Raw genomic sequence first — 11,318 nt, 5'->3', positions numbered from 1 at the left:
GCCTTGGCCGGTGCAGGCGCTGGGGCAGCGGCAGCAGGCGCCGGAGCGGCGGCAGCACCACCGGCTTCAATCGTCGCGATCGCCGCGCCGACATTGACCGTGTCACCAACCGCGGCAAGCTGCTGGCCCATCACGCCAGCGACGGGTGACGGCACTTCGACGGCGACCTTGTCGGTTTCGAGGCTCGCGATCGGTTCGTCGAGCGCAACCGCTTCACCGGGCTTTTTCAGCCATTCGCCGATCGTCGCTTCGGTAACGCTTTCGCCCAGCGTGGGGACTTTGACTTCGGTGCTCATAGGTGCAGTTCCTTGGGGATTAGGCTCTGGGCTCAGGCTTTGTTCTTGGTACGGCGGATTTCGGCGCGAACCGAAAGACCGAGCGCATCGGCGACGAGCGCCGACTGTTCGGTCTGGTGGCGGCTCATCAGGCCCGTCGCGGGCGATGCCGCAGCGGCGCGGCCGGCATAGCGCGGCCGCATGCCCTTCCTGCCTGCTTCGGCCAGCGCCTCTTCGATCAGTTCGTTGACGAAGAACCACGCGCCATTGTTGCGCGGTTCTTCCTGCGCCCAGACGACCTCCTCAAGGTTCGGCATCCGCTTCAAACGAACCGCGAGCGGCTCACCCGGGAAGGGGTAGATCTGCTCGACGCGGACCACGGTCGTGTCGGTGAGGCCCGCGGCATCGCGCGCCTCCATCAGGTCATAGCCGACCTTGCCCGAGCACAGCACGACGCGCTTGACGTCCTTGTCGGCGGGCGGCGTACGGTCGGACATCAGGCGGCGGAAATGCGCGTCGCCGATGAAGTCCGAACGCTGAGACACCGCCAGCTTGTGACGGAGCAGCGACTTGGGCGTCATGATGATGAGCGGCTTGCGGAACGGACGCAGCATCTGGCGGCGCAGGACGTGGAAATAGTTCGACGGGGTCGAAATATTGCACACCTGGATATTGTCGCCCGCGCAGAGTTGCAGGAAGCGTTCGAGACGCGCCGAGCTATGCTCGGGTCCCTGCCCTTCATAACCGTGCGGCAACAACATCACGAGGCCATTGGCGCGCAGCCACTTGGCTTCGCCCGACGCGATGAACTGGTCGATCATGATCTGGGCGCCGTTGGCGAAGTCGCCGAACTGCGCTTCCCAGAGCACGAGGCTCTTCGGATCGGCCATGGCATAGCCATATTCGAAGCCGAGCACGCCATATTCGCTCAAGGGACTGTCGAGCACCTCGAACCGGCCGTGCGGCACGGTCGTCAGCGGGACATATTTGGCTTCGGTCTTCTGGTCGACCCAGACGGCGTGGCGCTGGCTGAACGTGCCGCGACCCGAATCCTGGCCCGACAGGCGCACCTGATAGCCTTCGCTGAGCAAGGTGCCGAACGCGAGGCTCTCGGCGGTCGCCCAGTCGAACACTTCGCCGTCGCTCTTGTCGGCAAACATTGCGCCACGCGCGTCGATCACGCGGCGCAGCGTCTTGTGGACCTCGACGTCGCCCGGGATCGTCGTCAGCGTGCGGCCGATCGAATCGAACAATTTGTCCGACACGCCGGTTGAAATATTGCGGCGCGCATTTTCGGGATCGGCGGGGGCGTGCAGCCCCGACCAGCGGCCCGCGAACCAGTCGGCCTTGTTCGGCTTGTAGCTTTTCGCCGCTTCAAAATCGCCTTCGAGCCGCGCGACGAACTCGGCGCGGTGAGCATCGGCCCAACCCGCATCGATTACCCCTTCGGCTTCGAGCTTTGCGGCGCAGAGCTGCGACACCGGCGGATGCTGGCGGATCACCCCGTACATCAAAGGCTGGGTGAACGAAGGCTCGTCGCCCTCGTTATGCCCGAAGCGGCGATAGCACCACATGTCGATCACGACGTCGCGCTTGAACTGCTGGCGGAAATCGATCGCGAGCTTGCACGCGAAGGTCACGGCTTCCGGATCGTCACCGTTGACGTGCAGGATCGGCGCCATCACCCCCTTCGCGACATCCGACGGATAGGGCGACGAACGCGCGAACTGCGGGCTGGTCGTGAAACCGATCTGGTTGTTGACGATGAAATGGATGCAGCCGCCCGTGTTGTAGCCGCGGATGCCCGAGAAGCCGAGGCATTCCCAGACGATCCCCTGCCCCGCGAACGCCGCGTCGCCATGGATCAGCACGGGCAGGACCTGCTCGTGCTTGGCGAGATCGTCGCGCACGACCTGCTGCGCGCGCACCTTGCCGAGCACGACCGGGTCGGCGGCTTCGAGGTGCGACGGATTGGGAACGAGCGACATATGCACCGACGCGCCGCCGAACTCGCGGTCGGTCGAGGTGCCGAGGTGATATTTGACGTCGCCCGACCCGCCGACATCGTCGGGGTTCGCCGAGCCGCCGGCAAATTCGTGGAAGATCACCTTGTACGGCTTCGCCATGACGTTCGCGAGCATGTTGAGCCGCCCGCGATGCGCCATGCCATAGACGATTTCGCGCACGCCATACTGGCCGCCATATTTGATGATGGCTTCCATCGCGGGGATCATCGATTCGCCGCCGTCGAGACCGAAACGCTTGGTCCCGACATATTTGCGCGCGAGGAATTTCTCCCACTCCTCGGCCTCGATCACCTTGTTCAGGATGGCGCGTTTGCCCTCGACCGAAAATTCGATGATCTTGTCGGCACCTTCCATCCGTTCCTGAAGGAACGCACGCTCCTCGATGTCGGAGATGTGCATATATTCAAGGCCGACATTACCGCAGTAATTGGCGCGCAGGATCGCGACGATTTCGCGAATGGTCGCCTTTTCCAGACCCAGCGTGCCGCCGATGAACACCGGGCGATCCTGATCGGCACCGACAAAGCCATGAAACTCGGGCGTCAGGTCGGCGGGCAGTTCGCGCGTGCTGAGGCCAAGCGGATCGAGATTGGCGGCAAGGTGGCCGCGCACGCGATAGGTGCGGATCAGCATCATCGCGCGGATCGAATCGTCCGCGGCGCGCTCGACTTCGGCGTTCGACAGCGGGGCGCCCGCCTTGGCGGCGGCGGCCTTCACCGCGACCTGCATCTGCTGCGGGTCAAGCGCGGCGGTCAGGTCGTCGCTGTCGATCTGCGGCCAGTTCTTCGGTGCCCAGCTCGGGCCGGCTTGCGGCTCGTCGATGTCGAAGCTTTGTCGTTCGAGGTTCATCTGCTTTTCCACGGGGAGGTAGGGGGTGGGTTTTATATGGGGAGCGGAGGCCCGCCGGCAAAGACTGCCGGCGGGCCGCCCGATCAGACGCGTTCCTTCAGCACTTCGGCGAGGGTCGAGCCGAGTTCCGACGGGCTCGCCGACACCTTGATGCCCGCAGCTTCCATCGCCGCGATCTTGCTTTCGGCGTCGCCCTTGCCGCCCGACACGATCGCGCCGGCGTGGCCCATGCGGCGACCCGGAGGCGCGGTGCGACCCGCGATGAAGCCGGCCATCGGCTTTTTGCGGCCGCGCTTTGCTTCGTCGATCAGGAACTGGGCGGCCTGTTCTTCGGCGTCGCCGCCGATTTCGCCGATCATGATGATCGACTTGGTCGCTTCGTCGGCAAGGAAGAGTTCGAGCACGTCGATGAAGTTCGTGCCGTTGACGGGGTCGCCGCCGATGCCGACCGCAGTCGTCTGACCCAGCCCGACGTTCGTCGTCTGGAACACGGCTTCATAGGTGAGCGTGCCCGAGCGCGAGACGACTCCCACGCTGCCCTTCGAGAAGATGCTGCCGGGCATGATGCCGATCTTGCATTCGCCGGGGGTCAGCACGCCGGGGCAGTTCGGACCGATCAGGCGCGACTTCGAACCCGAAAGCGCGCGCTTCACCTTGACCATGTCGAGCACCGGAATGCCCTCGGTGATGCAGACGATCAGTTCCATCTCGGCATCGATGGCCTCGAGGATCGAGTCCGCGGCGAACGGCGGCGGCACGTAAATGCAGCTCGCGGTCGCGCCGGTCGCGGCCTTCGCTTCTTCAACGGTGTTGAAGTTCGGCAGGCCGATGTGCGTCGTGCCGCCCTTGCCCGGCGTCACGCCGCCGACCATCTTCGTGCCATAGGCAAGCGCCTGTTCGGTGTGGAACGTGCCAGTGGCACCGGTCATCCCTTGCGTGATGACCTTGGTATTCTTGTCGATGAGAATGGACATATTCTAATTCTCCTGGGGAGAGCCGGCCCGCCCGGCGCCAGGCGCCGGGCGCAGCCAAAAAAGGATCAGGCGAGGCCGGGGTCCAGCGTCTTGCACGCGTCGAGCAGTTCCTTGACCGCGTCGACCGAGACCTGCAGGCCCGACTTGTCTTCATCGTCGAGTTCGATCTCGACGATCTTCTCGACGCCGCCCGCACCGATCAGCACCGGCACGCCGACATAGAGGCCGTCGAGCCCGTACTGACCGTCGACATAGGCGGCGCAGGGCAGGATGCGCTTCTGGTCGCCCAGATAGGCTTCGGCCATCGCGATGCCCGAAGCTGCGGGCGCGTAGAAAGCCGAACCGGTTCCGAGCAGCGCGACGATTTCGCCGCCGCCGCCGCGCGTGCGCTTGACGATCGCATCGATCTTGTCCTGGCTCGACAGGCCCATCTTGACGAGGTCGGGAACGGGGATGCCGTTGACGGTCGAGTAACGGACGACGGGGACCATCGTGTCGCCATGCCCGCCGAGGACGAAGGTGTTCACATCCTTCACCGACACGTCGAATTCGTCGGCGATGAAGTGGCTGAAGCGCGCCGAATCGAGCACGCCGGCCATGCCGACGACCTTGTTGTGCGGCAAGCCCGAGAATTCGCGTAGCGCCCACACCATGGCATCGAGGGGATTGGTGATGCAGATGACGAACGCGTCGGGCGCATTGGCCTTGATGCCTTCGCCGACGGCCTTCATGACCTTCAGGTTGATGCCGAGCAGGTCGTCGCGGCTCATGCCCGGCTTGCGGGCGACACCCGCGGTGACGATGATGACGTCGGCGCCGGCGATGTCCTTATAGTCGTTGGTGCCGGTGATCTTCGCGTCGAAGCCCGCGATCGGGCCGACCTGCGACAGGTCGAGCGCCTTGCCCTGCGGCACGCCTTCGACCACGTCGAACAGGACGACGTCGCCCAGTTCCTTCTGCGCGGCGAGCAGCGCCAGCGTTCCGCCGATATTTCCGGCTCCGATCAAAGCGATCTTCTTGCGTCCCATGGTGCGCGGCACTCCTTCGTGGCAAGCCCGGCAATTGGTTCACAGACCGGCGGGAGCACGGGCTAAAGCTCCGCTCCGGTCCCAAGACTGGCGACGCCCTACGCCGATTCCCTTAAGGAAACAACAGCGAAAAGGACGAAAAACAGCCTTTTTTTGCTAACAGTTCGCAATAACAATAAAGCACAGGCGGAGAGGCTTTTGAAGTGGGAAGCGGCGCGAGATTGCGCAAGATCGCAACCTGTTCGCGGCAGGATGGAGCAAAAACGTGCCACCTCTCCAGGGTGTGGCCGCAACCCCCGGTTAACCCTCCCTTATCCCCGCCTTGTTACGCGCACATGGTGACGCGCGCGATCATCAGCTTCGACACCGAACTGTCGGCCGGCCTCTATCAACGGGGCTTCGATGCGCGTGCCAATTTCGAAAGCTCGATCCTCGGCCGCTGCCGCGATGGCGATTTTGGCATAGGCTTCCAGATGGATATGCTCGAACGTCACGGGCTGACGGGCGTATTTTTCGTCGATCCGATGCCCGCGCTGGTTTACGGCCCCGCGGTGATCGACGCGATCGTCCGCCCCATCGTCGACCGCGGACACGAGGTGCAGGTGCATATCCACACCGAATGGCTTGCCTTCGCCCGCTTCAACCCCGTCGGCCGGCTCACGGGGCGCAACATTGGCGATTTTCCGCTGGCGGCGCAGAAGAAACTGATCAGCCTTGCGCGTGACATACTGGTCGGCGCCGGTGCGCCCAGACCGACGGCATTTCGCGCCGGCAACTTCGGCGCGAACGACGACACGTTGCATGCGCTCGCGGCACTGGGGTTCCGCTTCGACAGCAGCTTCAACGGTGCCTACCAAGGGCATGGCTGTGACATCTCGCTCGACCCCGGCAATCTCGGCATGCGGACGCACCACGGCGTGTGCGAAGTTCCGGTCAGCGGGCTGATGGACCGCGCGAGCCGTTTCCGGCCCGCCCAGCTTTGCGCAATGTCCGAAGAAGAAATGCGCGATGCGCTCGATCATAGCGCCACGGCCGGAGCGATCCAGTTTTCAGCGTTCAGCCATAGCTTCGAACTCTTGAGCCGCGACCGCGCGGTCCCCAATCGCCTCGCGATTGCCCGCATGGAGGCGCTATGCCGCACGGTGGCCGACGACGCACGGGTAACGAGTGGCGGTTTCGCGACATTGCCCGGCCCGCCACCGCGCCCTGGTCGTATCACGATTGCCGCACCCAAGCCGCTTCGCACATTGCGCCGCTCTGTCGAGCAGGCAGTGGGTCACGTCGCCCACGAAGTGCGTTACGTCCGCGACCTCATTTATGTGACGGTCCATTCGTCCCGCTGGGGCAAGGCCATCGGCGGCGTGCTGCTGGTCCTCGCCTGACGCAAGGGGTCAGGCGACGGCGTCGTCCTGCCCGTGTCCCAGCGCCAGATAATCATCCGACTGCATTTCGGCGAGGCGGCTCGCCGTGCGTTCGAACTCGAACGCCCCGTCACCCGCGATATAAAGCTGGTCAGGCGTCGCCGCCGCACTCGCCAGCAGCTTGACCTTGTATTCGTAGAGGGCGTCGATCAGCGTCACGAAGCGCGCCGCCTCGTTGCGATTCTCCGGCCCCATGCGCGGAATTCCGACGATGATCACGGCGTGAAAATGGCGCGCGACGGCAAGATAGTCCGAAGCACCGCGCGCTTCGCCGCAAAGCCGCTTGAACGAAAAGACCGCAACGCCCTTCAGTGCCTTGGGCACATGCAGCGTCCGCCCCCCGCCGACATCGAGTTCGCATGTCGGGACGTGCGCGCGATCCTCGGGCGGATAATCGGTAAGGCGGAAAAAGGCGGCGGAAAGCGCCGCGCTCGCCGTATCGTCGGCGGGCACGAACCAGCGCACGCCATCGCCCAGCCGATCGCGGCGATAATCGGTCGGGCCGTTGAGGCCCATCACGTCGAGCCTTTCTTCGACCAACGCGATGAACGGCAGGAAATGCTCACGATTGAGCCCGTCCTTGTAGAGATCCTTCGGCGGCCGGTTCGACGTCGCGACCATCGTCACGCCGCGATCGATCAGCGCAGTGAACAGGCGCGACAGGATCATCGCGTCGGCGCTGTTGTTCACAACCATCTCGTCGAACGCGAGGCAGCGCGTATTTTCGGCGAGCGCGTCGGCGACGAGCGGGATCGGATCGCCGCTTTCGCTCTTCCTGACCTCGCGCATCCGCGCATGGACATCGAGCATGAACGCATGAAAATGAACGCGCCGCTTCCGTTCGATGGCGAGATGATCGTAGAAAAGATCCATCAGCATCGACTTGCCGCGCCCGACCGCGCCCCACAGATAGACGCCGCGGAGCGCGTCGGGCTTGCGCCCGGTCAGGCGCCACAGCAGGCTACCCCGCCGCGGCACCGCTTCGAGCTCGGCCTGCAGCCGGTTCAGCCGCTCGGCGGCGGCGCGCTGTTCGGGATCGGGCCGAAGCTCGCCCGCCGCGACAAGCGCGTCATAGGCGGCAAGGACGGTGATCACTTGCCGCTCGCCTTGCGGATCGTTCCTGCGAAACTCAAAACGATATGGCTATCGTCTTCGCCTTGCACGACAAGGCCGCGCAGAAAGATCAGCCGGCCGGTTTCGCGCACCAGTTCGACGAGCGCGTCCAATGGCTCGCCGACCCGCCCCGCGCCGACGAACTGGGTCGACAGGTCAAGCGTCACCGAATGGCCGGCGTTGAGCGAACCGAATTGATGCGATGCCGCGAACAGCGCGATATCGACGAGCGCGAGCGTCACCGCGCCATGGACATTGTCGCCCAGATTGCTGTGCTTGCGTTCGGGGATCATGCGCACCCGCGCACAGGGCCGGCCGTCGGCCGTCGGCGGTTCGGCGCGTACGGTCAGCGGCTCGATAAAGCTGTTGAAGCGTGCCGGATCCTTGAGGTTCCAGCTCAGCCAGCCGCCGTCCAGTTCCTCGGCGGTGAAATTGTCCCGACGCTTCGGCTCCTCGATTCCGTCGTTCACACCTGCCGCTCTGCCTCGAGCTTCTTGATCTCGGCGATCGCGCGCGCAGGGCTCAGGCCCTTGGGACATGCGTTCGAGCAGTTCATGATGGTGTGGCAGCGATAGAGGCGGAAGGGGTCTTCCAGCTCGTCAAGCCGCTCGCCGGTCATCTCGTCGCGGCTGTCGGCGAGCCAGCGATAGGCCTGAAGCAGGATTGCAGGGCCAAGGAACTTGTCGCTGTTCCACCAGTAGCTGGGGCAGCTTGTCGAACAGCAGGCGCACAGGATGCACTCGTAGAGACCGTCGAGCTTTTCGCGTTCGGCGGGCGACTGCAACCGTTCCTTGCCGCTCGGCGTCGTCGTCTTGGTCTTCAGCCAAGGCTCGATCGACGCATATTGCGCATAGAAATGGGTGAAGTCGGGGACGAGATCCTTGATGACGTCCATTGCCGGCAGCGGGGTGATCGTGATGTCGCCCTTCAGATCCTCGATCGCGGTCGTACAGGCAAGGCCGTTCTTGCCGTTCATGTTCATCGAACAGCTGCCGCAAATGCCTTCGCGGCACGAACGGCGGAAGGTCAGCGACGAATCCTGCTCGCTCTTCATCTTGATGAGCGCATCGAGCACCATCGGGCCGCATTTTTCGGTATCGATCTCGAACGTGTCGAAGCGGGGATTTTCACCGCTGTCGGGGTCGTAGCGATAGACCTTGAATTTCTTCACCGCCGCGGCGCCATCGGCCTTGTGGACCTTGCCCGTCTTTTGCGGGCGGCTGTTCTTGGGCAGGCGGAATTCGGCCATGTTGCGAGGGCTCCCTATGCAATCGCGCGCTGCCTAGACCCGATTGGCGTGGGCGGCAAGGGGGTGAAACGCGCGAAAGCCGCTGGCGGGTGTGCGGGCAAGGCGCTAGGGCGACAGCGATGAGCGAGAGCGCCTCCCAACCTGCCGTAACCAGCCGCAGCGTCGCGCGCGGACTGGGAGCGTCCGTGCTGGGGCGGCTGGGCGCGGTCGTCGAGATTGTCGCTCAGCCGCTTTATGTGCTGATGTTCGGGCTGACGGGCTTTGGCCTCTACGCCGTGCTGTGGGCGGCGGTGAACCTGATCGAGAATATCTTCGACATGGGCATGACCAGCGCGATGCAGCGCACCGTGCCGCAATCGACGAACGAGGCCGAGGCCGCCGCTGCGCTACGCACTGCGATGATCTTTGGCGTCGGTCCCTGCATCCTTGTCGCGGCGCTGATCGCACTGTTTGCCGCCGAGCTTGGGCCGCTGCTCAATGTTGCGGATCATGACCGCGCGCTTGTTACGCCCGCGATCCGCATTTTTGTCTGGGCGCTACCGCTGTGGGCCTTTGTCGAGATTGCGACGTCGGCGCTGCGCGCGCGCATGGTGTTCGGCCCGGAAATCCGGCTGCGGATCGTATGGGAACAGTTGCTGCGGCTGGTGTTCGCGGGGATATTCTTTGCCGGCGGGCTGGGCCTCAAAGGGCTGTTCATCGCGCATCTTTGCTCGCTGGCGATCACCGCCGTCCTCAGCGTTCGCTTGCTCGCACGTCAATATAGTTTCACTGATCTGTGGCGCGGACCTGCAAGGACCGAAACGGCACGCAACACATTTTGGGCGGGGCTTTCGATGCTGCCGTCGAACATCATCGGCCGGCTGTTCAGCGATGCGCCGGCGTTGATCCTCAACCTCCTGCTTCCCGGCGCGGCGGGCGCGGCGGCGTCGGGACTGTTCACGATCGCACGCAAATTATCGAGCGTCGTTCAGCTTGTACGCATCGCGTTCACCTATGTGATGTCGCCGCTCGCCGCGAGCGCCGAGCGCGAAGATCGCCGGCAGGTCGCGGACATTTATGCCTACGCGACGCGATTGATCTCGGCGATCGCGCTGCCGCTCGCGGCCGTGCTTGCCGCGGGCAGTTCGTCGCTGCTCAGCCTGTTCGGGCATCAGGCGCATGCAGCGCAGGCGGCGCTGATCATCCTGCTTTTTGCGCGCGCGGCAGAGGGCGTGCTCGGCATTTCCGGCCCGGTCCTGCAATCGATCTCGGCCCTTCGCCACCAGCTGACCGGGAGCATATTGGGCGGCGGCATCGCGATTGGTGTCGGCTGGATGATCGTCGGGCGCATCGATGCCCTGACCGGCGTGACGTTCGCGACTGCGATCGGCCTTGTCGCGATGGCAGCGATTCCGACGCTCCAGCTGACGATGAACGAAAAGCTCCACCCGTTCGACCATCGGTTCCGTATCGTCGCGCTGCGCGGATTGGCGATCACGATCGTCGCCGGTGCAGCTGCCTTGCTGGTCAGCTTCCTGCCCGATCCGATCGCTCTTCCATTGATCGCGCTGATCGCATTGACATCAATCTGGTTCTCGATGCGCTTTGCCCTGCCGCTTGCCGACCGGGCGTCACTGGGCAAGACGGGGCGGCGGCTGCGCCTGTTCGAAAGCAATATCGCATGACCGCAGCAGCGCCCGTCCGCATCGCGATCTATGACCTGGATCGCACAGTGCTGCGCACACCGACCTTCACCCTGTTCCTGCTGTGGGCGGCTTGGCGCGTCGCGCCCTGGCGGCTGCTCGCACTGCCCGCGTTGCTGCTGTTGTTCGCGGGAGCCGGGCTGGGGCTCTATGGGCGCGACACCTTTAAACCTGCGGCGATCCGGCTGATGTTGGGCCCTCAAATTCCCGCCGCGCGGGCGGCCGATCTGGCACGAAGATTTGCGGCATGGCGCGTCCCGGCCGACGTTCCGCCGGGCGCGGTAGCAACGATCGCCCGCGACCGGGCGGAGGGACATCGCTTGCTGCTGGCAACGGCCGCGCCTGAATTCTACGCGACGGCGATAGGGGCAGCGCTGGGGTTCGACGGCGTGGTCGCGACCCGGCACTTGCGCGGCGAGGATGGCGCATGGTTGCCGGCCATCGACGGAACCAATTGCTATGGCGCTGAAAAGGCGCGGCGGATCGAGGAATGGCTTGCCCGGCATGCGGAGCCGGGGGACCGCCGGTTGCGCGTCTATTCCGACCATGCCAGCGACGCGCCCAGTTTCGCCCTCGCCGACGAATGCTTCGCCGTCGGGCGGAGCGGGCGGCTGGCGCGGCTGGCGCGGGCCCACGGGTGGACGCTCGTCGACTTCTCCTACCCTGCTTGAACGCGGATGGCCGCTCTAGTAGGGCGCGG

10 protein-coding genes are annotated in these 11,318 nt (G+C 64.6%); 3 read left to right on the top strand and 7 right to left on the bottom strand.

The features are described 5' to 3' along the window. From VN047_RS15060 to mdh, 4 genes are all read right to left on the bottom strand, one after another. Positions 1 to 296: biotin/lipoyl-containing protein (locus VN047_RS15060; protein WP_325544042.1), on the bottom strand; the 296-nt coding region annotated here is incomplete at its 3' end. A gap of 32 nt (positions 297 to 328) precedes the next feature. After that, entirely contained in the window at positions 329 to 3,151 is a 2,823-nt protein-coding gene (locus tag VN047_RS15055; RefSeq protein WP_325544040.1) for a 2-oxoglutarate dehydrogenase E1 component, read from the bottom strand. An 83-nt stretch (positions 3,152 to 3,234) separates the two neighbouring features. Further along, on the bottom strand, positions 3,235 to 4,125 hold the full coding sequence (gene sucD, locus VN047_RS15050; protein ID WP_324075350.1) for a succinate--CoA ligase subunit alpha: 891 nt from the start codon (positions 4,123 to 4,125) through the stop codon (positions 3,235 to 3,237). A 65-nt stretch (positions 4,126 to 4,190) separates the two neighbouring features. Then, complete coding sequence (mdh, locus tag VN047_RS15045; protein ID WP_325544036.1) at positions 4,191 to 5,153, bottom strand: malate dehydrogenase; 963 nt, start codon at positions 5,151 to 5,153, stop codon at positions 4,191 to 4,193. Between the two features lie 335 nt (positions 5,154 to 5,488). On the opposite strand from mdh, the gene VN047_RS15040 reads away from it, so the two are divergent. After that, entirely contained in the window at positions 5,489 to 6,535 is a 1,047-nt protein-coding gene (locus VN047_RS15040; RefSeq protein WP_325544034.1) for a hypothetical protein, read from the top strand. Positions 6,536 to 6,544: 9 nt separating this feature from the next. Here the strand turns inward: VN047_RS15040 and zapE are convergent, their stop codons facing one another. From zapE to VN047_RS15025, 3 genes are read right to left on the bottom strand one after another with little or no spacing between them, the layout of a single operon-like run. Continuing rightward, positions 6,545 to 7,669, bottom strand: a complete 1,125-nt coding sequence (gene zapE, locus VN047_RS15035; protein WP_325544032.1) for a cell division protein ZapE — start codon at positions 7,667 to 7,669, stop codon at positions 6,545 to 6,547. Then, a complete protein-coding gene (locus VN047_RS15030) occupies positions 7,666 to 8,157 on the bottom strand; it encodes a PaaI family thioesterase (RefSeq protein ID WP_325544030.1) in 492 nt (163 codons plus the stop codon). The genes zapE and VN047_RS15030 overlap by 4 nt, the downstream gene beginning before the upstream one ends. Next, positions 8,154 to 8,936, bottom strand: a complete 783-nt coding sequence (locus VN047_RS15025) for a succinate dehydrogenase iron-sulfur subunit (RefSeq protein WP_325544028.1) — start codon at positions 8,934 to 8,936, stop codon at positions 8,154 to 8,156. The genes VN047_RS15030 and VN047_RS15025 overlap by 4 nt, the downstream gene beginning before the upstream one ends. A gap of 119 nt (positions 8,937 to 9,055) precedes the next feature. Between VN047_RS15025 and VN047_RS15020 the strand changes: the two genes are divergently transcribed. Further along, entirely contained in the window at positions 9,056 to 10,600 is a 1,545-nt protein-coding gene (locus tag VN047_RS15020; RefSeq protein WP_325544026.1) for a lipopolysaccharide biosynthesis protein, read from the top strand. Beyond that, on the top strand, positions 10,597 to 11,289 hold the full coding sequence (locus tag VN047_RS15015; protein WP_325544024.1) for an HAD family hydrolase: 693 nt from the start codon (positions 10,597 to 10,599) through the stop codon (positions 11,287 to 11,289). Before VN047_RS15020 ends, VN047_RS15015 begins: the two co-directional genes overlap by 4 nt. Positions 11,290 to 11,318: the final 29 nt, after the last annotated feature.

This window comes from Sphingopyxis sp. (assembly GCF_035565275.1).
GTDB lineage: Bacteria > Pseudomonadota > Alphaproteobacteria > Sphingomonadales > Sphingomonadaceae > Sphingopyxis.
Note: the sequence above shows the minus strand (reverse complement) of the source record. Positions and strands in the feature narration are given on the sequence as shown.

Bases quoted from the DNA above. Each gene is read 5' to 3' on its own strand.
- VN047_RS15055 (WP_325544040.1), bottom strand. From the start codon at position 3,151: ATGAACCTCGAACGACAAAGCTTCGACATCGACGAGCCGCAAGCCGGC.
- sucD (WP_324075350.1), bottom strand. From the start codon at position 4,125: ATGTCCATTCTCATCGACAAGAATACCAAGGTCATCACGCAAGGGATG.
- mdh (WP_325544036.1), bottom strand. From the start codon at position 5,153: ATGGGACGCAAGAAGATCGCTTTGATCGGAGCCGGAAATATCGGCGGA.
- VN047_RS15040 (WP_325544034.1), top strand. From the start codon at position 5,489: ATGGTGACGCGCGCGATCATCAGCTTCGACACCGAACTGTCGGCCGGC.
- VN047_RS15025 (WP_325544028.1), bottom strand. From the start codon at position 8,936: ATGGCCGAATTCCGCCTGCCCAAGAACAGCCGCCCGCAAAAGACGGGC.
- VN047_RS15020 (WP_325544026.1), top strand. From the start codon at position 9,056: ATGAGCGAGAGCGCCTCCCAACCTGCCGTAACCAGCCGCAGCGTCGCG.
- VN047_RS15015 (WP_325544024.1), top strand. From the start codon at position 10,597: ATGACCGCAGCAGCGCCCGTCCGCATCGCGATCTATGACCTGGATCGC.